The following is a 23,467-nucleotide window of genomic DNA, read 5'->3' on the forward strand; positions in this document are numbered from 1 at the left end:
GGTCGAGCCGGAGAACTCCGACCGGGCCTTCGCCACGCGGTCGGCCGCCGCCACGGTCCACCTCGGTGCACAAGATCAGACGTGGTTGCCGCACTTCGCTGCTGTACGACGCCAAAGAGCCCCTACCGGGTTTCCCCGGTAGGGGCTCTGAGCTGCGGTGGACCTGTGGGGATTTGAACCCCAGACCCCCTCGATGCGAACGAGGTGCGCTACCAGACTGCGCCACAGGCCCTTGCAACGAGTGAAACTCTAGCATCCTCGGAGCGGTGCTCGGAAATCCGCTCCCCCGCTGGTCAGCCCGGTCGGTGTCGCAGCGGGTCTCACTCGTTGGCGGCGCGGGGCCGGTCGCCGTCCTCGTACTGGTCGAAGAGCGGTGTCCGGCCGCGGTCGCGGGTGCGGCGGGACTGGTTGGTGCGCTGGCGCGGGGCCGGGTCCACGGCGGGTGCGGTGGGGGCCGTGGTGCCCGGCTGTGCCGGTTCGGCGGTGCTGGAGCGTGCCGCGCTCCAGGTCTCCGGGTTGCCGACCTCGACGCCGCCCGTGGCGCGCGGGGCCACGGGCGCGGTGACGTAGGTCGGCAGCGGGACCGGGACAGGCTCCCAGCTGTCGCCCTGGGCCCGGCCGCGTTCGCGCTGCTGGTCGACCCACTCCGCGTGGTCCGTCTGCTCGACCAGCGCGCGGCGGCCCGCTTCCTGCGGGGAGACCGTGGGGGCGGGCTCGGGCTCGGGGTGGCGCGCTTCGGGCTCCTCGTCGGGCTCGGCGGGGGCCGTCGCCGCGGGCTGGTGCCTGCGGTGGCGGTTCTCGCGCAGGTGCTGCGCCGCCACCTCCGCCCTGCGCCGGTCCATGGTGAAGGCGAACCTGCGCCGTTCCTGGGCGCGCAGATGCACGATGTACGTGCTCAGCAGCACGGCAGGCACCGCGGGCGCCCACAGGAAGTGGAGGCCGCCGACCGCCGCGACGATCGCGCCGAGGGTGAAGGCGAGGAAGAGGACCGAGGTGGTGCGCCGACGGCGCGCCAGCACCTGCGAGCGCTGGGCACGCCGGGCGCGCTCCGCATCGATCGCACCCGGGCGCGCGCGCCGTGCGGGTACGAGCGCGGACGCCTGCGCCGATCCCTCCTGGGCCTGCCGCTCCTGGGAACCCTGGGACGCCTGCGCCGTGGAAGCCGCACGCACCGGGTCGTGCACGCGGGCTTCGGTATGCGCCGGAGGCGCGGCGAAGGCCCGGACGTCCACGGAATCCACTCGGTCCGTGTCCACGTCCGGCTCGGCGTCGGGCGCCGCCTCCTCGGTGGTGCGCTCCCGCAGTTCCCTGGCGTACCGGCGCTCCATCGCCGCCCGTCCGGACAGCAGCCGGATGGCGGTGCTGAAGCGTTCCGTCGGGCGGGCTTCATTGAGCTCGTCCTGCCTGCGGAGCCACATCGGCACCAAGTAGGCGGCCCAGGCCCCGACGATGACTGCATAGATGAGGCCGCTGCTGCTCACGTCTCACACCGTAGAGGGGTTTGCACGGGGGCATCCGCCAATTGGCCCGGTGTGTCGCACGATCTGGCTGATATCACGGACTTTTTTTGTGATTGTTCGGATCAACAGTCGGCGTTTGCACGTTCGTTAGCAGTCACACGGCGATCAATTTCGAACATGTATTTTATTTAGCGTGGCGTTCCGGGTCGTGCCTGGTGCCAGCGCCGGAGCAGCCCGTCGGGCACCTCCTCCGCGGTGAGCGCGAAGATCAGATGGTCCCGCCAGGCACCGTCGATGTGGAGATAGCGTGGACGCAGCCCTTCCTCGCGGAATCCGAGTTTCTCCACGACTCTTCGGCTGGGCCCGTTCTCGGGCCGAATGCACACCTCGATGCGGTGCAGTCCGACGGACCGGAAGCAGTGATCGACGGCGAGAGCGACCGCGGTCGGCATGACACCGCGACCCGCCACGTCCTGGTCCACCCAGTAGCCGATGTGGCCCGAGCACATCGATCCCCAGGTGATTCCGGCGACCGTCAACTGCCCCACCAGACGCCCCTCGTACTCGATGGCGAAGGGCAGCATCCGGCCGGCGTTCGCCTCGGAGCGCAGATGGCGGACCATCTGACGGTAGGTGGGGCGCCGGGCCACCGGACCGCCCGGGCCGGGCGGAGGGACGGTCGCCTCCCAGGGGCGGAGCCAGTCGCGGTTGCGCCGGTTGACCTCCCGCCACTCGCGCTGGTCGCGCAGCTTTATCGGCCGGAGGGCGATCGCGCCGTCCGTCAGGATCACCGGCCAGGTCGGGACGTTCAGCTCGGGCTCCCGGGTCGGGGGTGGTCGCCGCCGCGGAGCTGATCGACGGCGTGCACCAGAAGTCGTTCGAGGACGGCGAGGCCGTCGCGCACCCCGCCGGTGGAGCCCGGCAGGTTCACGATGAGGGTGCGGACGGCTACTCCGGCGAGGCCGCGGGAGAGCGCGGCCGTGGGGACCTTGTCGCGGCCCTCGGCACGGATCGCCTCGGGGATGCCGGGGATCTCGTGGTCGACGACGCGGCGGGTGGCTTCGGGGGTGCGGTCGGTCGGTGAGATGCCGGTACCGCCGGTGGTGACGATGACGTCGTACGCGGCGGCGACCCCGGCCCGCAGGGCCTGCTCGACGGGGTCGCCGTCGGGGACGACCTGCGGCCCGTCGACGGTGAAGCCGAGCCCGGCGAGCGCCTCGACGATCAGAGGACCGCCCCGATCGGCGTAGACACCGGCCGAGGCGCGGTTCGACGCGGTCACGACGAGCGCGGTACGGGGGGCGGGCGACGCACCGTCGAGGGTCGCGCCCTGTGCGTGCGGCTCCGGGAGCGACCCCGCATGCTCGCCGCCCGGCGCCGCAGCCTCGGGCGCCGTCATGCGTCCGCTCCCTTCGGCACGGAACGCCGGTATTCGCCGGACTTGCCACCGGACTTCGACTCGACCCGGACGTCCGTGATGACCGCGCTCTTGTCGACTGCCTTGATCATGTCGATCACGGTGAGTGCGGCGACCGAGACGGCCGTCAGAGCCTCCATCTCCACGCCGGTGCGGTCCGTGGTCTTCACCGTGGCGAGGATCTCCACCGCGTCGTCGGCGACGCTCAGGTCGACCTTCACGCCGGAGACGGCGAGCGGGTGACAGAGCGGGATCAGCTCGGGAGTGCGCTTGGCGCCCATGATCCCGGCGATACGGGCGGTGGCGAGGGCGTCGCCCTTGGGAACTCCCTCGCCACGGAGCAGTTCGACGACGCGCGGCGAGACGAGGACCCGGCCGCTGGCGCGGGCGACGCGCGCGGTGACGTCCTTCTCGGACACGTCGACCATCCGGGCCGCGCCCGCCTCGTCGAGGTGCGTCAGCCTGTTCTGCGTACTCACTGGACTCCGCCTAGCGGTAGGGCGCCGGTTGCCCGCTCGGCCCGCACCGGAGTGCGGTCGGGGGTCCGGGGGGTGTCCCCCGGTAAGGCACAGGGGCAGACACCGTACCGCCACCGGGGCGCGTTCAGCGGAGCAGGATCACCTCGGTGACCGTGCCGGGCTCCGCGGAGGTGACGTCCTCGGGCAGCACGATCAGCGCGTCCGCCTGGGCGAGGGCGGCGATCAGATGCGATCCGGAGCCGCCGAGGGGGGTGACGGTGCCCTCCTCGGCGTCGTACGTGCCGCGCAGGAACTGGCGCTTGCCGGACGGCGAGCTGAGTGCGCTGTCGGTCTTCAGCGTGGCGCGGACCGTCGGGCGGGTCACGTCTTTCAGGCCCATCAGTGTGCGGATCGCGGGCCGCACGAACAGCTCGAACGAAACGTACGACGAGACGGGGTTGCCCGGCAGAGCCAGCAGCGGGGTGTGTTCGGGGCCGATCGAGCCGAAGCCCTGCGGCTTGCCCGGCTGCATGGCGAGCTTGCGGAACTCGATGCCGCTGCCCGGCTCGTCCGCGTCGCCGACGGCGGACAGGGCCTCCTTGACCACGTCGTACGCGCCGACGCTGACGCCGCCCGTGGTGACGACGATGTCGGCACGGATCAGCTGGTCCTCGATCGTGGCGCGGAGCATGTCGGCGTCGTCGGTGACGGCGCCGACCCGGTAGGAGATGGCTCCCGCGTCGCGCGCGGCAGCAGTCAGCGCGAAGCTGTTCGAGTCGTAGATCTGGCCGCCGGTCAGTTCCTCGCCGGGTTGCACCAGCTCGCTGCCGGTGGAGATGACCACGACACGCGGCCGGGGCCGCACTTTCACGGTGGAGCGGCCGATCGCGGCGAGCAGCCCGATCTGCGGCGGCCCGATGACCGAACCGGCCCGCAGGGCCAGATCGCCGGGCTGCACATCGCTGCCGCGGGCCCGGACGTGGGCGCGGGCCTCGACGGGGCGGTGGACACGGACCTCGCCGCCCGCGTCCTGCGGGGCGTGGCTGTGCGCGCGCATGGTGTCCGCCGGGCCGCCGCCCGTACCGCCGTCGGTCCACTCGACCGGCACGACGGCCTCCGCACCCGCCGGCAGCGGGGCGCCGGTCATGATGCGGGCGGCCTCGCCGGGGCCGACGGTCTGGTCGCCGGAGAGCCCGTCGCTGCCCGCCGCGACGTCACCGATGACCGTGAGTACCGCGGGGAACTCCTCACTGGCGCCCTCGAGATCGGCGGTGCGGACCGCGTAACCGTCCATCGAGCTGTTGTCGAAGGGCGGCAGGGCGATCTCCACCATGACGTCCTCGACGAGGACGCAGCCCTGGGCCTCGGGCAGTTGGAGCTCGATGGCTTCGAGCGGCCGTACCGCGGCGAGGATGTCCTCCAGGTGCTCGTCCACGGACCAGATCGGGCTGCTCAAGTGCTACATCTCCTCGGTGACGAAACTGCGGAGCCAGCTCCGGAAGTCCGGGCCCAGGTCCTCACGCTCGCACGCGAGTCTGACAATGGCGCGGAGGTAGTCGCTCCGGTCACCGGTGTCGTAGCGGCGGCCCTTGAAGACGACACCGTGCACGGGGCCGCCGATCTTCTCGTCCTCGGCGAGCAGCTGCAGGGCGTCGGTGAGCTGGATCTCGCCGCCGCGGCCCGGCTCGGTCCTGCGCAGTATGTCGAAGACGGCGGGGTCGAGGACATAGCGGCCGATGATGGCGAGGTTGCTGGGCGCGTCCGCCGGATCGGGCTTCTCGACCAGGCCGGAGACCCTGACGACATCGCCGTCCGTGGTGGCTTCGACGGCCGCGCAGCCGTACAGATGGATCTGCTCCGGCTCGACCTCCATCAGCGCGACGACGCTGCCGCCCTCGCGCTCCTGGACCTCGACCATGCGGGCGAGCAGCGGGTCGCGCGGGTCGATCAGGTCGTCACCGAGGAGAACCGCGAACGGCTGGTCGCCGACGTGCGGTGCGGCGCACAGCACGGCGTGGCCGAGGCCGCGCGGGTCGCCCTGGCGGACGTAGTGCATGGTGGCGAGGTCACTCGACTCCTGGACCTTCCGGAGCCGGTCGGCGTCTCCCTTGCGGGTGAGCGCGGACTCCAGTTCGTAGTTGCGGTCGAAGTGGTCCTCGAGGGGGCGCTTGTTGCGGCCTGTGATCATGAGTACGTCGGAGAGGCCGGCCGCCACCGCTTCTTCGACGACGTACTGGATCGCGGGCTTGTCGACGACAGGCAGCATCTCTTTGGGAGTGGCTTTGGTGGCCGGCAGAAAGCGAGTACCAAGCCCTGCGGCCGGAATGACGGCCTTGCTGATCCTGGGGTGCGACTGAGTCATGCGCGCAACCATATCCGGTGCCCGTGGGCGGAAGATGAGCGTCCGGTTAACTTTGTACTCACATATGCACATACAAGAGATTCACAGGTGCCCGTTGAACACCGACATGCCCCGAAAGGCCCCCCTGCGGCGGGACCTGCTTGCCGCGCGATCCCTCCTGAGCAGGGAAGACGTGGACAACGCCGCGATGGTTCTGTCCCGCGGTGCAGTAAGTCTTCCGGAGCTGGCCGAGGCCCGTACCGTCGCCGCCTATGTCTCGGTGGGGAGCGAGCCGGGCACCCGCGCACTGCTGGATGCGCTGCGCGCGCGGGGGGTGCGGGTGCTGCTGCCGGTGCTCCTCCCGGACAACGATCTGGACTGGGCCGCGTACGAGGGTGGCGACGGCCTCGTGGCGGCCGCCCGCGGGCTGCTGGAGCCGGACGGTCCGCGGCTCGGGCCGGACGCCGTCCTGGGCGCGGACGTGGTCCTGCTGCCGGGCCTCGCGGTGGACGGGCGCGGGATGCGGCTCGGCCGCGGCGGAGGTTCGTACGACCGGGTGCTGGCCCGGCTCGCGGGGGCCGGGGCACATCCGGCGCTGGTCGTCCTGCTCTACGACAACGAGGTGGTCGCGCAGGTTCCGGTGGAACCGCACGACCACCCCGTGGACGCCGTGGTGACGCCGGCCGGAGCGCGGCGCTTCACCGTCTGAGCCCGGCCGGAACCACCCCGGGCCCGCCGTCCTCCCAGGACGGCTCCAGCGTCAGGACGGCTTGAGCGTCAACGTGTCCTTCGTCGCGTTCGCCACCGCATTCGTCCCGAAGGACCAGTCGAGCAGTTCGCCGTTGACCCACTTGTCGGTCTGGTCGGTGTAGTGCGCGCTGAACGCGTGCCCGGACGCGCCGGTGAGGTTGATCCAGCGGGACTTGTCCCAGTCCCCCACGTTGACGATCATCCGCATCGACGGGACCCAGATGACCTCGTAGCCGCCCGCCGCGTTCCAGCCTGAGGCGTTGACCGCGGCCTCACCGCCGCCGAGGTTCCACGGGCCGCGGTTGAGAGCCCGCTGGAGCACATCGGGGCCTTCGGTGCCGAGGGTCTGGTTCTTCAGGGTCAGCTGGTGCAGCCGGCCCCAGCTCCAGGTGGAGATGTCCTTGCCGAGCTTGGCGGTCAGCTCCCAGCGGGCGTCCTTCATGGCCCGGCCGAAGAGTTCGTCGCGGGTCTCGGTCGCCTTGTCCTTGCGGTTCTTCGGCGACTGCCACCAGCCGTTGTTCTCGTCGTCCATGAGGTTGGCGACCACCTGGTACCAGCGGTCGCCGCCGTCCGGCTGCGCCGTGTCCGTGTCGCGCTGGCCGCATTCGCGCACCGGCTTGTCCTGCTCGTCGACCGGGCCCGTGCTGTCGGCCGGGAGGACGGTGAGGCACTCGCCCTTGACCCGCAGCTCCTTGGGCAGCTTGTCGCCGAAGGCCAGCCTGAGGATGTTGCGCCAGACCGCGTTGAAGTAGGCGGCGGCCGCGGAGTCGGGCTCCTGGGTGTAGTCCCAGCCCTCCAGGAGCTTCTGTGCCTCACGGACGCTCTTGTCGGAAACGTTGATCTTCATCAGCTCGGGCACCAGCAGCGCGGCGATCTCGCTGGTGTTGTCCATCTGCATCTTCTGCATGTCGTCGGTCGAGATCTTCCCGCCGCCCTTGATCTTCGACTCGATGAGGTCGTTGATCCGCTGGCTGCGGGTGCCGTAGCCCCAGTCCTTGGTGAGCAGGTAGGGGTACTTCTTCTCGTCGATGACGGCCTGGTTGGCGGTGACGATGTAGCCGCGCTTCGGGTTGTACTCCCACGGCAGCTTGTCGAACGGGACCGGGTTCTTCTCCCAGCCGTACGACGACGCCCAGCCGGGGCTCGGCATCGTGCCGTTGCCCGCCTTGCGCACCGGGATCTTCCCCGGGGCCTGATAGCCGATGTTGCCCTTGGTGTCGGCGTAGATGAGGTTCTGCGAGGGGACCTCGAAGTGCTCGGCGGCGGCCCGGAAGGTCTTGAAGTCCTTGGCGCGGTCGAGCTCGAAGACGGCGTCCATGGAGTGACCCGGTTCCAGCGCGGTCCACTTCAGGGCGACGGCGTAACCGTCGCCGCGGTCCGGCGCGGCGTTGGTGACCGGAGCCTTCTGGCCGACCTTCCCCAGCTCGCCACTGCGGTCGGAGACCAGCGGACCGTTGTTCGTCTCGCGCACGGTGATGTGCCGGCTCTCGCCACCCGCAACCTTGATGGTCTCCTTGCGGGTGACGAAGGGCTTCACCTTGCCGTCGTACAGGTAGCCCTCGCCGGAGACCTTCTCCAGGAAGAGGTCGGTGACGTCCGCGCCGAGGTTGGTGAAGCCCCACGCGATGTCCTGGTTGTGACCGATTATCACGCCTGGCATGCCGGAGAAGGTGTATCCGGCGGTGTCGTACCGGCAGGTCGCCGAGAGCTGCCGGCAGTGCAGCCCCATCTGGTACCAGAGCGACGGCAGCTGCGGCGCCAGGTGCGGGTCGTTGGCGAGCAGCGGCTTGCCGGTGGTCGTGTAGGCACCGGAGACGACCCAGGAGTTGGATCCGATGCCGTTGCCGTTCGGGCCGAGCAGCGCCGGGATCTCGTCGAGGGTGTCGGAGAGCGAGGAGAGCTGCGTGTTCAGGCCCTCGGTGGCGCCCTGCACGGTGCTCGCGCCGATGCCGGTGGACGATGTCGCGGCCTGGTCGAACGCGCCGGTGACCGACGAGATCGCACCCTGGTCGACAATCGGCCGGTGCTTGTCGTACGGGTAGGCGGGGTACAGGTCCTCGATCTGCTCCTTGCTGAGCCTGCTGGTCATCAGCGAGCGGTCGATCTCGTCCTGCATGTTGCCGCGCAGGTCCCAGGCCATCGCCTTCAGCCAGGCCACCGAGTCGACCGGTGTCCACTTGGTCGGCTTGTAGTCGTTGGTGAGGCCGAGCGCGGCGTACTCGACGGAGACGTTCTTGCCGTCGCGCCCGTTGAGGTAGGCGTTCACCCCGTCCGCATACGCCTGGAGGTTCTTTTTGGTGTCCGCGGACAGGACGGTGTCGTACTCCTCCTGCGCGATCTTGCGCCAGCCCAGTGTCCGCAGGAAGGCGTCCGTGTCGACCTGCCCGGAGCCGAACATCTCGGAGAGCCGGCCGGCCGTCATATGACGGCGGACGTCCATCTCCCAGAAGCGGTCCTGAGCCTGTACGAAGCCCTGGGCGCGGAACAGGTCGGTGTCGGAGTCCGCGTAGATCTGCGGAATTCCATAGCTGTCGCGCTTGACGTCGACGTTGGCGGAGAGACCGTCGATCTTGACCGACCCGCTCGTCTGCGGGTACGAGGCACGCACGGTCGCTACGGACCAGTACGCGCCGTAACCGATACCCGCGACAAGCGCCAGCACCAGGGCGATCACGATCAGGCGGGCGCGTCGCCCCTTCTTCTTGCCGGTCTTCGCACCGGCAGAACCGGAAGAGCCGGAAGAGGCGGTTGTGTTGGCGGGCATCGCTGTCCTTCGAGGGGCAGGGTGGTCCTGGGAGTGCAGGAGCAACCATAGGCGCAGCACCGAGGCGGGTCCGACGCGGTATCGGGATCGATCGGATCGAGGTGCGATCACATGAGCACTCGAACGCGTCAAGAAAGCGTTAAAGATTAGGTAAGGTAACGAAGTACCGGCCGCCGGAGAGCCATTCGGCAGGCGTACGCAGGGAAGGAACGGCCACTGACTGTCCACGCGCTCAACGAACTCCTGCTCGTCTGCTCACTCGTCCTGCTCGTCGCCGTCGCGGCGGTACGCATCTCGTCCCGCAGCGGGCTGCCCAGCCTGCTCCTGTATCTCGGCATCGGGATCGCCATCGGGCAGGACGGGATCCTCCACATCAAGTTCGACAACGCCGAACTGACCCAGGTGTTCGGCTATGCCGCCCTTGTCGTGATCCTGGCCGAGGGCGGCCTCGGCACCAAGTGGAAAGAGATCAAGCCGGCCCTGCCCGCCGCCGCGATGCTGTCGGTCGTCGGCGTCGCGGTGAGCGTGAGCGTCACCGCGGCAGGGGCGCACTACCTGGTCGGCCTGGACTGGCGGCAGGCGCTGATCATCGGTGCGGTCGTCTCGTCGACGGACGCCGCCGCGGTCTTCTCCGTTCTGCGCAAGGTGCCGCTGCCTGCCCGGATCACCGGCGTGCTGGAGGCCGAGTCCGGCTTCAACGACGCCCCCGTGGTGATCCTGGTGGTGGCCTTCTCGACCAGGGGACCGGTGGACAGCTGGTACGTGCTGGTCGGCGAGATCGCCCTGGAACTGGTGATCGGCGCGGCCGTCGGCATCGCCGTCGGCTGGCTCGGTTCGTTCGGACTGCGTCATGTGGCACTGCCCGCGTCCGGTCTCTACCCGATCGCGGTGATGGCGATCGCCGTGTCCGCGTACGCGGCCGGCGCCCTGGTCCACGGCAGTGGCTTCCTCGCCGTCTATCTGGCCGCGATGATCCTCGGCAACGCCAAGCTGCCGCACTGGCCCGCCACCCGCGGCTTCGCCGACGGGCTCGGCTGGCTGGCCCAGATCGGCATGTTCGTCCTGCTCGGGCTGCTGGTCGCCCCCCACGACCTGTTCGACGACTTCTGGCCCGCGATCATCGTGGGTCTGGTCCTGACCGTGGTGGCGCGCCCGCTGGAGGTCTTCATCTCCCTGATCCCGTTCCGGATGGCGTGGCGGGAGAAGGCCTTCATGTCGTGGGCGGGGCTGCGCGGCGCCGTCCCCATCATCCTGGCGACCATTCCCATGGTGTCCGGGGTCGAGGGCTCCACCCACGTCTTCAACATCGTCTTCGTGCTCGTGGTCGTCTACACGCTGATCCAGGGGCCGACCCTGCCCTGGCTGGCCAAGGCCCTGAAGATCGCCGAGGACCCCTCCGAAGCCACCGACCTGGGCATCGAGTCGGCCCCGCTGGAGCGGCTGCGCGGGCATCTCCTGTCGGTGGCGATCCCCGGCAAGTCGAAGATGCACGGCGTGGAGATCGCCGAACTGCGGCTGCCCCCCGGAGCGGCCGTCACCCTCGTCGTACGGGAGGGGAAGAGCTTCGTGCCCGGACCGTCGACCATGCTGCGGCGGGGCGACGAACTGCTGGTCGTCGCGACCGATCCGGTGCGCGACACGGCAGAGGCCCGACTGCGGGCGGTCGGCGAAGGCGGCAAGCTGGCCGGGTGGCTGGGGACCGACGGCGGCACCGGTGGAACCGGCAGGACCAGGACGCACCCCTGATCCGAGGCGACAAGGGCGTGCCTGCCCTCAATCGCAGGCAGGCACCGGATTCTGCCCTGTAGCATGAAGGAAACGTGATCGACAAAGATCGATAGATCCGGTCAACACCGGATCGACCAACTCTGCCTGACGCAGAGCTGGCGCGACCGTATGGCGGTCGTGGCGTCCTCCGCCTCTGCTGCGAGCGCCCGGCATCTACCGCAGTTCCGCGCGAAGAGGACAGCTCTCGGCAGCTCCCGTCCGGGACCGGCACCCACAGGTGCGGACCGGCGACGGAAGCATGGCTACCAGGCGGCAGAAAGGCATGGACCGTGGCGTCCACGGTCTCCGACCGCCCCGGTTACGGGCAACTGCTGCGCACCCCCGGTGCGTGGACCTTCCTCCTTCCGGGCTTCGCCGCACGGCAGCCCTTCGCGATGCTGACCATCGGCATCGTCCTGCTGGTGCAGCACACCACCGGCTCGTACGGCAGCGCGGGCGCCGTCGCCGCTGTCACCGGCGTCTCCATGGCGCTGTTCGCCCCGCAGAGCGGCAGGCTGGCCGACCGCATCGGCCAGCGCGCCGTACTGCTGCCGGGAGTCCTCGCGCACGCGGCGTCCGTATCGGCGCTGACGGCACTCGCGCTGAAGGACGCACCGCTCTGGCTGCTGTTCCTTGCCGCAGTGCCGACGGGCGCCTCCGTCCCGCAGATCGGCCCGATGGTGCGGGCCCGCTGGGCGGCCCTGCTGGGCGCGGCACCGGGCCGGAAGGCCTCACCCCTGATGTCGACCGCCGCCGCCTTCGAGTCGGTGACGGACGAGTTCACCTTCGTCATCGGACCGGTCCTGACCACCGCCCTGTGCACCGGGGTGCATCCGGCGGCCGGACTGATCGCGGAGGCCGCACTGACACTGATGGGCGGCCTGCTCTTCGCGGCGCAGCGCCGTACACAGCCCGTGGTCCGCGCCACCACGTCCGACGCCTCCGAACGGCACGCCTCCGCCCTGTCCGTACCGGGCGTACGCGTGCTCGCGGTGGCGTTCCTCGGGATCGGCGCCGTCTTCGGCGGCATGCAGGTCTCGCTGACCGCGTTCGCCGAGGAGATCGGCCGGCCCGGTGCGAACGGCCTGCTGTACGGGATCTTCGCGGCCGGCAACATGCTGGCCGGGATCGCCTGCGGTGCCGTCGCCTGGAAGAGCGGGCCGCGGCGCAGGCTGATCGCCGGATACGCGGCGCTGACCCTGACCGCGTCCGGGCTGTGGGCCGTGCACTCCGTGCCGCTGCTGGCCGGACTCGGCCTGCTCGTCGGACTCTCCATCGCGCCCGCGCTGATCAGCGGATACACGCTCGTCGAGGCGCTGGTCCCGGCGTCCGCGCGGACCGAGGCGTTCACCTGGCTGACGGGCGCCGTCGCGCTCGGACAGGCCGCGGCGGTGACGGTGGCCGGGCGGCTGGCGGACGCCCACGGCGCGAGCACCGGGTTCGTGGTCCCGCTGGTGGGGACCGTACTGGCGCTCGTGACCCTGGTGACGCTGCGTTCGCGGCTGACACCGAGGGCTCCGGGACGGACCGTGGCACGTGGTGTCGGTCACCGAGAGCCGCTCACGGTGGACTGATCCAGCGGAATACGTCAGTATGGAGCGTCGTTAGCACTCACAGAGTCAGAGTGCCAGGAGGAGCAAGTGCCGACCTATCAGTACCAGTGCACCGAGTGTGGCGAGGGCCTCGAGGCGGTGCAGAAGTTCACCGATGACGCTCTGACCGTGTGCCCGAACTGCGAGGGACGCCTGAAGAAGGTGTTCTCGGCGGTCGGCATTGTCTTCAAGGGTTCCGGCTTCTACCGGAACGACAGCCGCGGCTCCTCGTCGAGCAGCACGCCGGCCTCGGCGTCCGCGAAGGCATCCGGTTCCGCTTCGTCGACTTCCTCGACGGGTTCGGACTCGAAGTCGTCCGCGTCTTCGTCCTCCGCCGCTTCCTCTTCCTCGTCGTCGTCCTCCGCGTCGTCGTCGAGCGGGACGTCGGCCGCCTGAGCCGAGTTACGCAGCTTCACACTTCGTCCCGAGGGCCCCTGCCGATCCGATCGGCGGGGGTCCTCGGCATTTACGGCCCCGCTAGTGTGATCGCATGGTGAACGCAGAGATCGGTGTCATCGGCGGCTCGGGCTTGTACTCCTTCCTGGAGGACGTCACCGAGGTTCGCGTGGACACCCCGTACGGACAGCCGAGCGATTCCGTCTTCCTCGGTGAGATCGGCGGCCGCCGGGTCGCTTTCCTCCCCCGCCACGGTCGCGGCCACCATGTGCCGCCGCACCGCATCAACTACCGCGCCAACCTGTGGGCGCTGCGGTCCGTGGGCGTACGTCAGGTGCTCGGCCCGTGTGCGGTCGGCGGGCTGCGTCCGGAGTACGGGCCGGGGACGCTGCTCGTACCGGACCAGATGGTGGACCGCACCAAGGCCCGCACGCAGACGTATTACGACGGGGAGACCCGTGCGGACGGCGTGGCGTCGAACGTGGTGCATCTGGGCTTCGCCGACCCGTACTGCCCCGAGGGGCGCAAGGTCGCACTGGCCTCGGCCCGTGCCAAGGGCTGGGAGCCGGTGGACGGCGGAACGCTGGTGGTCGTCGAGGGGCCGCGCTTCTCGACCCGGGCCGAATCGCGCTGGCACGCGGCGATGGGCTGGTCGGTGGTCGGCATGACCGGGCATCCGGAGGCCGTGCTCGCCCGTGAACTGGGGCTCTGCTACACGACGATGACGCTGGTGACGGACCTGGACGCGGGTGCCGAAGCGGGCGAGGGCGTCTCTCATGGGGACGTACTGAAGGTGTTCGCGGCCAATGTGGACCGGCTGCGGGCGGTGCTGTTCGACGCGGTGACGGCGCTGCCTGCGGAAGGGGAGCGCAGCTGTTCCTGTGCGCGTGCGCTGGACGGGATCGAGACGGGGATCGAGCTGCCGTAAGGCGTGCGGCCGCGGATTGGTACTCGGCTCGGGCCTGATCTTGGCTCGGGCCTGGCGCTGGTTCCCGCCTGGTTCGACTCCGGCCTGGTTCCGGCTCGGGCCTGATCTTGGTTCCGGCCTGGCTCCGATCGCGGCACTGCGGGACGGGTGGGGCGCGGGTGGGTGACCGACTTGTCCACAGCGTGTGCGCTGTCCACAGGGCTCGGCGGGAATCTCGCGGACGGTGGATCGTGAGGGGCGTCGGTGTTCGTCCGAACGCCGGACTTCGCGCTCCTCACTCCTCACGGCAGGTGGTGTCGGCCATGTTCCCGCCCGTTTCTCCGACGATGTCCTCGTCCGATGTGCGTCCGGCAGTCCCCGGCCCGCCGGTGTCGGCGCCGCCGCCCTGCGGGGTGCCCGCATTCGCGCCGCTGCGGGTGCGCGGGGGCGGTGGGCGTCGGTTACGGCGGGCGGTGTGGCGACAGCGCCGCGCGATGGCGGCCGGACTGGCGCTGACAGCTGCGGCGCTGGCCGCGGCAGGGCTGACCGCTGGTGACGGTGGCAGCAGGGCGGCCGACCTCACGGGAGGCTCGGCGCCGGAAGGGGAGCGACGACCGGTTCAACTGGTGTCGGCGCCGGTCCGGATCGCGGATGCGGCGACGGTACGGCTGTTGCGACCGGGTGACCGCGTCGATGTGATCGCGGGCGAGGGCTCCGGGGCGGACGCCAGGGTGGTGGCGAAGGGGGCCCGGGTGGCGGCGTTGCCGCAGACGGCGGCCGATGGTTCTGCCGAAGGGGCCGCGGAGGGTGGCGCACTGATCGTGCTGTCCGTGCCCCGGAGCACGGCGGCGTCGCTGGCCGGCGCCGGGATCTCGGCCCGGCTGGCGGTGACGCTGTGCTGAGCCGTACACACCGGATCATCCGCACTGATGAGCCGTCAAGTCGCCAGTCAGAAGGCGCGGATCGGGTGGTTTTGCCTCGTGCTGCCGTAGGTTGCGAAACAGTTCGCTCCCCCTGTGGCGCATGCGGAGGAAGGCTCACTCGTGAGCGAGAAGAAAAAGGTCAGTCTGTTGGAAGGCTTCAAGGTCTTCCTGTTGCGCGGCAATGTGATCGACCTGGCGATCGCGGTCGTCATCGGCGCCGCGTTCACGAACATCGTGAACGCGTTCGTCAAAGGCGTCATCGATCCGCTCGTCGGTGCCTTCGGCACCAAGGATCTGGGGAGCTACAGCTCCTGCCTCAAGGGCCCCTGTGTCACGGACCCGAAGACGGGCGAGGCGGCCGAGGGCATCCGGATCCTGTGGGGCTCGGTGCTCAGCGCCACGCTCAGCTTCGTGATCACGGCGGCCGTCGTCTACTTCCTGATGGTGCTGCCGATGGCCAAGTACCTGGCCAGGCGAGCGGCGATGCAGGCTGCCAAGGACGGCGTGCAGGAGACGCTGGAGGTGAGCGAGCTGGAGGTGCTGAAGGAGATCCGCGACGTTCTCGTCTCGCAGCGCAGCGGTCCGGCGAGCGAGGGCCGCGGCCAGGAACCGGACCGCGGCCACGACGAGTAACTCAGACGTGGTGGGGGGGCTTCTCGTCGAGGAAGCGCGCGAGGTCGGCGGCGCTGCCGCCGGCCGGAGCCCGCTCGCCCCACGCTCGGTCCGTATCGTCCGCGGACTGCTGGTCCAGCGGATCGTCGAAGATCAGAGCCGGCTTGGGCTTCCTCTGTTCCGGCTGTGTCGGGTTCGTCGGCTGCGTCGGTTTCGAATCGCGCGGTCCGGGGGTGGGGGCGGTGCTCATACCACCAGGGTACGGCGGCGGTCAGCGATCCTTCGGGTCGAGCATCCAGAGGCCCAGGACGACGAGGAACGACAGGCAGAGGAAGCCCGCACCCCACCAGGCCGTTCCGGTGTTGCCCTCCATCCATTCGTCGACGACGACGGTCAGTCCCCAGAGCTGGCCGATGACGACGGTCATGGCGAGTGTCAGCCGGGCCGTCAGTTTCGAGGAGCGCTCGGGTTCCTGGTCGGTGCCCGCTCCCGGGCCCGGACCGGTGCGGCGGACCCGGGGGTCCCCGTAGCCGCTGGTGGAGCGGATCTGCGGATAGCGCTCGCGGACGGGTCGGTTCAGCTCCGGCCTGGCGCTGCCCGGGTGGTACTCCGGGTAGGCCGGGCGCTCCGGGTCGGCGGGGTGCCGGGCGTCGGTCATGTCCGCCTGCCGGGGGTCTCGGCTCCGGTTGCCCCGGCACGGGGAGCTTTCGCACCGGGAGCATGCGCGGGAGGTGCCTCCGCACCGCCGTCCCGGACCGCGGGGCAGCCGATCCGCGAGGCGAGGTCCGGCCGTTCCTCGCTGATCTGGCGGCACAGACCGTGCTCGATGCTCTCGCCGGAACGGGTGGTGCCGATGGCCCAGACGCTGCCGTCGGCCTGCTCGGTGAGCGCCACCTTGGGCAGGGGCCGGGGCGGCGGTCCGGCGGTGACTTCCCCGGTGCGCACATCGAAGATGCCCTCGTGGCAGGGGCAGTAGAGCTCCCCCTCCGGACCGCGGTCCTTGCGCCAGAGCACCGCGCAGGCGAGATGGGTGCAGATCGCCGAGTAGCCGACGAGGGTGCCGTCGTCCAGACGTACGGCGACCGCCTTGTCGTCCTCCTCGGGGTAACTGAAGGCGATGGCCTCGCCGGGCGGGAGTTGAGCGGTGATCTTCCTCGGTTCGGGGGCTTTGGCGTCCCCGGTGTCCCCGTGGCGCGGGAGCATGCCGCCGGCCACGCCGAGGCCGCCGACGGCGAGTCCGCCGGAGACGGTGGCGACGATCCGGAGGTAGTCGCGCCGGGTGGTGAGGGAGTCGGCGGCGATCCGGTCGTGCAGGGCCCTGCGCGCGTCCCCGTGGGGGCTCCGGTCCCCGGTCGGCGGCTGTTCGGTGACGCTCATCGGCGGACGTCCTTCCCGTTGATCTCGACGACGGGAAGACCGCCGGGGACCGGCCACCGGACCTTGTCGGCGGGGACGACCATGGCCACGCCGGTGCGGACCTCGGTCTCGCCGAAGGTGAAGGTGTCGGCGATCTGGACGCCGGGCCGCTCTGCCTGAAGCTCCTCGAACGTTCCGTAGAACAGCGCCCCGGTCGGGCAGACGGTGGCACACATGGGAGCGAGACCGTAGGCGGTGCGGTCGTAGCAGAGGTTGCACTTCATCTGCAGCTTCGCCTGAAGGTCGATCTTCGGGACGCCGAAGGGGCAGGCGTTGACGCAGTTGGCGCAGCCGATGCAGCGGGTGGTGTCGGCCTGCTGCACCACACCGTCGGCGGTGACCAGGATCGCGTCGGCGGGGCAGACCTCGGCACATGGGGCGACCGGGTCCTCGCAGTGCATACAGACCGTGGGAAGGGAGGCGACGGAGTGACCCTCGTCGGTGTAATCGAGGTGGATCATCGACTTGCCGCGGTGCGAGTCGCATTCCCGGCAGGCGGAGACACATGCCTGGCAGCCGATGCAGCGCCCCGGGTCGATGAAGATCGTTCTGCCCATCATGCGGGCCTCAGCTCCTCTCCGAGGTGCCACGGCCTTGCGGGGCCGTGGGCGGCAACGGGTCGGTACGGGAGACCTGGGCCTCCGGGTAAGCGACCTGGCCGGGTGCGACGGGAGGTGCGGGGACCTCGTCGATCTTTTCCGCGTGCTCGATGCGACAGGCGCACACCTTGTACTCGGGGATCTTGGAGCGGGGGTCGAGGGCGTCGATGGTGAGGGCGTTGGCGGCGGTGGGGATCGGCCAGTGGTACGGGATGAAGACGGTGTCGGGGCGGATCGCCTCGGTGACGAGGGCGGGAAAGACCTCGCTGCCGCGCCGGCTGATGACGCGGACCGGTTCGCCGTTGCGGAAGCCGTGGGAGGGGTGGACCTCGGCCCAGGGGCGCGGGGTCTGTTCGACGAGAGCGCCCAGCCGACGGGTCTGGTTGCCGGAGAGGAAGTGGGCGACGGTACGGCCGGTGGTGAGCGACATGGGGTACTCGTCGTCGTACGGGTCCATCGGCAGGTGCCAGTCGACGACCTGCAGATGGATCTTGCCGTCGGGGTGGTAGGTCCTGCCGTCCTCGAACAGCCGGGGGGTACCGGGGTGGTCGGTGGAGGGGCAGGGCCAGGCGATGCCGCCGGTCTCCTCCAGCCGTTCGTAGGTGATGCCGTAGTAGTCGTTGACGGTTCCGGCGGAGGCGATCCGCAACTCGTCAAAGACCGCGCGCGAGTCGGCGAACGCGAATTTGTCGCCCGCGCCGAGCCGCCGGGCGAGTTCGCACATCACCCAGGTGTCGGTCCGTACCCCGGGGGGTGCCTCCTGGGCCTTGTTGTGCTTGACCACGCGGGCCTCGGCGTTGGCCATCACCCCTTCGTCCTCGGCCCAGGTGGTGACGGGAAAGACGACATGTGCGTTGGCAGCGGTCTCGGAAAGGAAGAAGTCGAATTGGGCATGGAATTCGGTGGCGTCGTACCCCTCCTTGACCACCCGGTAATTGGGCAGGGAGACGAAGGGGTTGTTGCAGATGCCGATCAGGCCGCGGATCTCGCGGCGCTGCATCTGCCAGACCATTTCCATCATCGAGGTGCCGGCGGGCGGGAGTTCGGACTCCTCGATGCCCCAGATCTCGCAGATCTGCCGACGGTGCTCCTCGTTCATGATCGAGCGGCCGCCGGGAAGGAGGTCGGCCTTCTGGCCGTGCTCGCGGCCGCCCTGCCCGTTGCCCTGGCCGGTGATGGTGCCGTAGCCGGCGCCGGGCTTGCCGATGTGGCCGGTCGCGGCGCAGAGGTTGATCACGGCGAGGCAGTTCTCGACACCCTGCGAGTGGTGCTCGATACCGCGGGCGTGCCAGGCCATGGCCTTGGGGGCGCGGGCGAAGGTGCGCGCGACCTGGACGACCTGTTCGGCGGGGATGCCGCAGATCTCTGCGGCGCGGGACGGTGGGTATTCGGCGGCCTTGGCCTTGACCTCGTCCCAGCCGGTGGCGTGGGCGGCGAGATACGCCTCGTCGGTGAGGCCCTCCTCGATGACCACGTTCAGGACGGAGGTGAAGAAGGCCGAGTCGGTGCCCGGCTTGAGGGCGACATGGATGTCGGCGGTGCGGGCGATCGCGGTCTCGCGCGGGTCGACGACGATCAGGCTGGCGCCGCGGTCCCGGGCTCCCCACACGTACTGGGTCATCACGGGGAAGCATTCGCCGACGTTGGAGCCCGCGATCAGCAGGCAGTCGGTGAGCAGGCAGTCGGAGAAGGGGTTGCCCGCCCGGTCGATGCCGAAGGCGAGCTTGTTGGCACCCGCGGCGCTGACCATGCAGAGCCGGCCGTTGTAGTCGACATGCCGGGACTTGAGGGCGACCCGGGCGAACTTGCCGACGAGATACGTCTTCTCGGAGAACAGGCTGGCACCGCCGAGGAGCCCGAAGGCGTCGTTGCCGTGGGCCTGTTGGATGCGTTCGATCTCGGAGACCGTGAAGTCGAGCGCCTCGTCCCAGGAGACCTCGCGGAACTCCTCGTCGCGGGAGCGGCGCATCAATGGAGCGGTGAGCCGGTCGGGGTGATTGACCTGCTGATACGCATTGATGCCCTTGGGGCAGAGCCGCATCCGGTTGATGTCGTGGTTACGGGGTTCGACGCCGAAGACCTTGCCGCCGCGGTCGACGCGCAGATACATCCCGCACTGGACGCCGCAGAAGCAGCAGTGGGTGGGGACGAGCGTCTCGCCGTCCTGATCGGCGTGCCACCGGTCGGCCGGGATGCCGCCGGCGTCCCGGAAGGCCCGGGTGCCCGGTGGTGCGAGGGAGGGGTCGAGCGGGACGACCGGGCCCGGGTCGGCAGTCACTTGAAACCCTTCTTCACATGGGAGAGATAGGCGCTGCCGCGCAGCACCCGCTTGCAGCGCGGGCAGTATTCGGCCCATTCGTCGAAGTCGAGGCTGAGATCGCGCATGGTGCCGCGGAGGTTCTGGACGTACGGCCCGGTGTCGATGGGTTCCTCACAGCGACGGCAGCTGAAGATCTCCAGTTCCTGTCGGCCGGTGTACTTGAACAGCTGCATACCGACCGCGGCCGGGCGCTGGACGATATGGAAGAACTTGCCGAACGGGATGTAGATGAGGGTGAAAACCACCGACACCATGTGGAGGATCCCCAGGAATTCGTATCCCCCGCCGTGCAGGAAGATCGACGAGAAGGTGAGCAGCAGACCGGTCACCGAGATGACGATCAGGGCGATCAGCGGCACCAGGTCGTAGCCGAAGCGCTGGCCGGTGATGGCGCCGCGGTCCTTCATGCGGCGCCAGAGGAAGTAGGACGCACCGGGGATGACAAGCACGGCGGCGATGTCCAGGCCGTGGAACATCAGCCAGCCGAGGACGTTCAGCGAATCGAAGCTGATGATCTTGAAGCCCCAGATGCGCATCTCGTAGCCGGGACCCGAGCCGGTGCCGGAGGTGAAGGTGAACCAGCCCCAGGTCAGCGGGAAGGTGATCAGGGAGGCGAGGATGCAGCCCCAGAAGATCAGCTGGTGGGCGGCCCAGCGGGCGTGCGAGCGGGCGCCGAGGAACTTCTGGAAGCCCAGATAGGTGGCGATCATCCTCGGCAGAGCGGTAGGGCCTTTGCGGAAGTTGGCCATGGAGAAGAAGCTCCGCCAGCCCTGCTTGAACAGGCGGCGTGCCCCGGGCGCGGAGACCCAGACCGTGTAGCGGTAGGCGACACCGAAGGCGAGGAAGACCGTGGCGACCGCATACGGGAGGAGGGCGGAGTCGAAGTTCTCCAGAAGCCGGCTGCCGAACACGATCGCGAGGATCAGCAGGACGGAGACGATGACTCCGACCGCGGTGGCACGGGAGGTGACGGAACGGAGGACCGCGGTGCGGGCGCTGCCGGGTGCGGGCGGTACAGGCGTGGCCACGGCCGGGTTCGGCGCGGCGACTGCGGTTGGGCCTTCGTCTGCGGCGTCTGGGGGCTCGGTCACCGGCCCACCGTAGGGCTGGATGGGACGGTTGGTCCTGATTTGACGTCCGGCTGAGTGAGCGCGTCACCCAGCGGCACGAAGCCCGGACGCGCGACGGTCCGCGGCGCGGGACCTGACGCGGGACGCTTTCCCCGTACGATCTGCGCGTCCCGGCACCGACCACCGGAATGGTCTGCTGTGCTGGGCCCCATGCCCCGGATGACCGCCCGCAGCCGCACCGAGAAGCACCGCACCTCGACCCCGCTGGAACTCTTCTTCGACCTGTGCTTCGTCGTCGCCGTCGCCCAGGCGGGCGGTCGCCTCGTGCACGCCGTCGCCGAGGGGCATCCCGGCACCGGGATCGCCGGCTATCTGGCCGTGTTCTTCGGGATCTGGTGGGCCTGGGTGAACTTCTCCTGGTTCGCCTCCGCGTACGACACCGACGACACGCTCTACCGCCTGGTCACGTTCGTCCAGATCACCGGTGTGCTCATCTTCGCCGCCGGGGTGCCGCGCGCCTTCGACGACGGGGACTGGACGCTCGGCGTCATCGGCTACGTGGTGATGCGGCTCGCGCTCACCAGCCAGTGGCTGCGGGTGGCCCACTGTTCCGAGGGCCCGGAACGCAGGGTCGCGCAGCGGTACGCCATCGGGGTCGTCCTGGCCCAACTGGGCTGGATCGGCATGCTGTTCGTGCCCGCCGGCATGGACGGCACCCGTACCGCGGTCTACCTGGTGCTCGCCCTGTGCGAGCTGTCGGTTCCAGCCGTCGCCGAGCGCGACCGCAGGACGAGCTGGCATCCGCATCACATCGGCGAACGGTACGGCCTGTTCACCATCATCGTGCTCGGCGAGACGATCGCCGCGGCAACGGTCGCCGTCCAGGAGTCGGTCGACGAGCACGACGCGCTCGGCGAACTGCTGCCGGTCGCCGCGGGCGGACTGCTGATCGTCTTCGCCGCCTGGTGGATCTACTTCGCCGTGCCGATCCACGACTATCTCCGTGGCAGCAGGCAGGCGTTCGTCTGGGGATACGGCCACTACGTGATCTTCGGCTCGGCCGCCGCGATCGGTGCGGGCATCGAGGTCGCGGTGGAGGAGGCCACCGGAAAGGCCCATCTGTCGACGGCCGCCGCCTCGGCCGCCGTGACCGTCCCGTCGGCAATCTTCCTGCTCACGGTCTGGGTGCTGCACGCCCGCCATTTCAAGCGCGACCTCGCGGAGCAACTGCCCCTCCCCCTGGCCGCGGTGGCCATCCTGGCCTGTACGTTCGCCGGGGAGTACGCAGTCTTCGCGGCCGGCCTGGTGGCAGCCGCGACCGTGGCGGCCGGAGTGGCACTGTCGCGGCGCCCGGCACCGGGCGGACGGGTTTCCACCTCCGTTCCGCCGACCCACGCGTGAGGAGCACACGATGGCCGGACAGCACACCGGGCAGGGCCGGGCGCAGGGCGCGCAGCCGTCGACCGCCCTCCCCTCGGCCGGGAGGGACGCGCTGACTGATGTCGCCGGACTGCGGGTCGGTCATGCGCGGGTGTCCGGCGACGGCGCGCTGAGCGGCACCACCGTCGTCCTCGCCCCCGAGGGCGGAGCGGTCGCCGCTGTCGACGTACGGGGCGGCGGCCCGGGCACCCGGGAGACGGACGCCCTCGACCCCCGCAATCTTGTGCAGCGCATCGACGCCGTCGTCCTGACGGGCGGCAGCGCTTACGGACTGGACGCGGCGTCCGGCGTGATGGCCTGGCTGGAGGAGCAGGGGCGGGGCGTGCGGGTCGGTCCCGATCCCTCGCAGGTGGTGCCGGTGGTGCCGGCCGCGTGCATCTTCGACCTGGGGCGGGGCGGCGACTGGCGGGCCCGCCCGGACGCCTCGACCGGCCGCGCCGCGGTGGAGGCCGCGGCCGGTACGGAGTCGGGCGCCCCGGTCGCGGAGGGCGGCGTCGGCGTCGGCACGGGAGCGGTCGCCGGCCGGCTCAAGGGCGGTGTGGGCACGGCGAGCGCGCTGCTGCCGTCGGGGATCACGGTTGGCGTGCTGGTCGTGGTGAACGCCGCGGGTTCGGTGGTCGATCCGGTGACCGGGGTGCTGTACGGGGAGTACGGAGCCGCCGAACCTCCCGCGTATCCCTCGGCGGAGGTCCACAGGACCGCCGGGCTCCGGCTGGCCGAAGCGGGGGACTCCGAAGCCCGCCCCCCGCTCAACACCACGCTTGCCGTCGTCGCCACGGACGCCGACCTCACCCGCGCCCAGGCGCAGAAGCTCGCGGGCACGGCGCATGACGGACTGGCACGCGCCGTGCGTCCCGTACATCTGCTGAACGACGGGGACACGGTCTTCGCGCTCGCCACCGGTGAGCGACCGCTGCACCCGGACAACCCGATCGCGCTGAACGAACTCCTGGCGGCGGGCGCGGACGTGCTGACGCGCGCCGTCGTGAAGGCCGTACGGGCGGCCGAGAGCGTCGAAGCCCGCCACCCCGGCGCGGGCACGTACCTCTCGTACAGCGATCTCTACGGCACCGGCTGACCGCCGACTCGCCGTCCGCACAAGGAAGTTCGGACGAAACGCCAGGAACTATCCGTGCGTGCCGTACGTTTTCCGGAACCCCGGTCTCGATGTCAGACCCAGGGACTACGTTAAGCACGCATCGTGTGACACGCGGCGACGGCCTGGAGACAGCACC

22 protein-coding genes and 1 tRNA gene are annotated in these 23,467 nt (G+C 70.1%); 9 read left to right on the plus strand and 14 right to left on the minus strand.

The genetic code is table 11. The features are described from left to right. Window positions 1-158: 158 nt before the first annotated feature. The 7 genes from ACFYP5_RS19890 to galU all read right to left on the minus strand — a co-directional run bounded on the left by ACFYP5_RS19890 (window position 159) and on the right by galU (window position 5,697). Window positions 159-232: transfer RNA gene (locus tag ACFYP5_RS19890), tRNA-Ala, on the minus strand. 88 nt (window positions 233-320) lie between these two features. Next, window positions 321-1,481 (minus strand): gephyrin-like molybdotransferase receptor GlpR, encoded by a 1,161-nt coding sequence (gene glpR, locus ACFYP5_RS19895; RefSeq protein WP_389037510.1) that lies wholly within the window; start codon window positions 1,479-1,481, stop codon window positions 321-323. 167 nt (window positions 1,482-1,648) lie between these two features. Continuing rightward, on the minus strand, window positions 1,649-2,251 hold the full coding sequence (locus tag ACFYP5_RS19900) for a GNAT family N-acetyltransferase (RefSeq protein ID WP_030926682.1): 603 nt from the start codon (window positions 2,249-2,251) through the stop codon (window positions 1,649-1,651). Between the two features lie 17 nt (window positions 2,252-2,268). Beyond that, window positions 2,269-2,859 carry a molybdenum cofactor biosynthesis protein B gene (locus tag ACFYP5_RS19905; RefSeq protein WP_389037513.1) on the minus strand — a complete coding sequence of 197 codons (591 nt, stop codon included), beginning with the start codon at window positions 2,857-2,859 and terminating at the stop codon, window positions 2,269-2,271. Next, window positions 2,856-3,356, minus strand: coding sequence for a cyclic pyranopterin monophosphate synthase MoaC (gene moaC / locus ACFYP5_RS19910; RefSeq protein WP_389037516.1), 501 nt, complete (start codon window positions 3,354-3,356; stop codon window positions 2,856-2,858). The genes ACFYP5_RS19905 and moaC overlap by 4 nt, the downstream gene beginning before the upstream one ends. 124 nt (window positions 3,357-3,480) lie before the next feature. Then, entirely contained in the window at window positions 3,481-4,791 is a 1,311-nt protein-coding gene (glp, locus tag ACFYP5_RS19915) for a gephyrin-like molybdotransferase Glp (RefSeq protein WP_389037519.1), read from the minus strand. A gap of 3 nt (window positions 4,792-4,794) precedes the next feature. After that, window positions 4,795-5,697 carry a UTP--glucose-1-phosphate uridylyltransferase GalU gene (galU, locus tag ACFYP5_RS19920; RefSeq protein ID WP_030976749.1) on the minus strand — a complete coding sequence of 301 codons (903 nt, stop codon included), beginning with the start codon at window positions 5,695-5,697 and terminating at the stop codon, window positions 4,795-4,797. A 106-nt stretch (window positions 5,698-5,803) separates the two neighbouring features. Between galU and ACFYP5_RS19925 the strand changes: the two genes are divergently transcribed. Further along, window positions 5,804-6,385 (plus strand): 5-formyltetrahydrofolate cyclo-ligase, encoded by a 582-nt coding sequence (locus ACFYP5_RS19925; protein WP_389037522.1) that lies wholly within the window; start codon window positions 5,804-5,806, stop codon window positions 6,383-6,385. Window positions 6,386-6,436: 51 nt separating this feature from the next. On the opposite strand, the gene ACFYP5_RS19930 is transcribed toward ACFYP5_RS19925, so the two are convergent. Next, window positions 6,437-9,190, minus strand: a complete 2,754-nt coding sequence (locus ACFYP5_RS19930; RefSeq protein WP_389037525.1) for a penicillin acylase family protein — start codon at window positions 9,188-9,190, stop codon at window positions 6,437-6,439. A gap of 243 nt (window positions 9,191-9,433) precedes the next feature. On the opposite strand from ACFYP5_RS19930, the gene ACFYP5_RS19935 reads away from it, so the two are divergent. The 6 genes from ACFYP5_RS19935 (at window position 9,434) to ACFYP5_RS19960 (ending at window position 15,408) form a co-directional block, all read left to right on the plus strand. Continuing rightward, entirely contained in the window at window positions 9,434-10,936 is a 1,503-nt protein-coding gene (locus ACFYP5_RS19935) for a potassium/proton antiporter (RefSeq protein WP_389037910.1), read from the plus strand. Window positions 10,937-11,247: 311 nt separating this feature from the next. Beyond that, the gene (locus ACFYP5_RS19940) at window positions 11,248-12,531 is read left to right on the plus strand and encodes an MFS transporter (protein ID WP_389037527.1); all 1,284 of its coding nucleotides are present in this window, start codon (window positions 11,248-11,250) and stop codon (window positions 12,529-12,531) included. A gap of 66 nt (window positions 12,532-12,597) precedes the next feature. Continuing rightward, complete coding sequence (locus ACFYP5_RS19945; protein WP_389037530.1) at window positions 12,598-12,945, plus strand: FmdB family zinc ribbon protein; 348 nt, start codon at window positions 12,598-12,600, stop codon at window positions 12,943-12,945. Window positions 12,946-13,039: 94 nt separating this feature from the next. Continuing rightward, the gene (locus tag ACFYP5_RS19950) at window positions 13,040-13,873 is read left to right on the plus strand and encodes an S-methyl-5'-thioadenosine phosphorylase (protein ID WP_030926660.1); all 834 of its coding nucleotides are present in this window, start codon (window positions 13,040-13,042) and stop codon (window positions 13,871-13,873) included. Between the two features lie 473 nt (window positions 13,874-14,346). Next, on the plus strand, window positions 14,347-14,754 hold the full coding sequence (locus ACFYP5_RS19955; RefSeq protein WP_389037533.1) for an RcpC/CpaB family pilus assembly protein: 408 nt from the start codon (window positions 14,347-14,349) through the stop codon (window positions 14,752-14,754). A gap of 141 nt (window positions 14,755-14,895) precedes the next feature. After that, window positions 14,896-15,408, plus strand: coding sequence for an MscL family protein (locus ACFYP5_RS19960; RefSeq protein ID WP_389037535.1), 513 nt, complete (start codon window positions 14,896-14,898; stop codon window positions 15,406-15,408). Between the two features lies 1 nt (window position 15,409). Here the strand turns inward: ACFYP5_RS19960 and ACFYP5_RS19965 are convergent, their stop codons facing one another. From ACFYP5_RS19965 to ACFYP5_RS19990, 6 genes are read right to left on the minus strand one after another with little or no spacing between them, the layout of a single operon-like run. Continuing rightward, on the minus strand, window positions 15,410-15,637 hold the full coding sequence (locus tag ACFYP5_RS19965) for a hypothetical protein (RefSeq protein ID WP_030976735.1): 228 nt from the start codon (window positions 15,635-15,637) through the stop codon (window positions 15,410-15,412). 21 nt (window positions 15,638-15,658) lie between these two features. After that, complete coding sequence (locus ACFYP5_RS19970) at window positions 15,659-16,045, minus strand: hypothetical protein (RefSeq protein WP_389037538.1); 387 nt, start codon at window positions 16,043-16,045, stop codon at window positions 15,659-15,661. Further along, the gene (locus ACFYP5_RS19975; RefSeq protein WP_389037541.1) at window positions 16,042-16,764 is read right to left on the minus strand and encodes a ubiquinol-cytochrome c reductase iron-sulfur subunit; all 723 of its coding nucleotides are present in this window, start codon (window positions 16,762-16,764) and stop codon (window positions 16,042-16,044) included. The genes ACFYP5_RS19970 and ACFYP5_RS19975 overlap by 4 nt, the downstream gene beginning before the upstream one ends. Then, window positions 16,761-17,363, minus strand: a complete 603-nt coding sequence (locus ACFYP5_RS19980; RefSeq protein WP_389037544.1) for a 4Fe-4S dicluster domain-containing protein — start codon at window positions 17,361-17,363, stop codon at window positions 16,761-16,763. The genes ACFYP5_RS19975 and ACFYP5_RS19980 overlap by 4 nt, the downstream gene beginning before the upstream one ends. A 7-nt stretch (window positions 17,364-17,370) precedes the next feature. Next, on the minus strand, window positions 17,371-19,680 hold the full coding sequence (locus ACFYP5_RS19985) for a molybdopterin oxidoreductase family protein (protein ID WP_389037547.1): 2,310 nt from the start codon (window positions 19,678-19,680) through the stop codon (window positions 17,371-17,373). Then, entirely contained in the window at window positions 19,677-20,813 is a 1,137-nt protein-coding gene (locus tag ACFYP5_RS19990) for an MFS transporter (RefSeq protein ID WP_389037550.1), read from the minus strand. The genes ACFYP5_RS19985 and ACFYP5_RS19990 overlap by 4 nt, the downstream gene beginning before the upstream one ends. A gap of 198 nt (window positions 20,814-21,011) precedes the next feature. On the opposite strand from ACFYP5_RS19990, the gene ACFYP5_RS19995 reads away from it, so the two are divergent. Beyond that, window positions 21,012-22,193, plus strand: a complete 1,182-nt coding sequence (locus tag ACFYP5_RS19995) for a low temperature requirement protein A (RefSeq protein WP_389037913.1) — start codon at window positions 21,012-21,014, stop codon at window positions 22,191-22,193. Window positions 22,194-22,203: 10 nt separating this feature from the next. Further along, complete coding sequence (locus tag ACFYP5_RS20000; RefSeq protein WP_389037553.1) at window positions 22,204-23,310, plus strand: P1 family peptidase; 1,107 nt, start codon at window positions 22,204-22,206, stop codon at window positions 23,308-23,310. The last annotated feature ends 157 nt before the right edge of the window (window positions 23,311-23,467 follow it).

The organism is Streptomyces sp. NPDC005262, assembly GCF_042872425.1.
Lineage (GTDB): Bacteria > Actinomycetota > Actinomycetes > Streptomycetales > Streptomycetaceae > Streptomyces.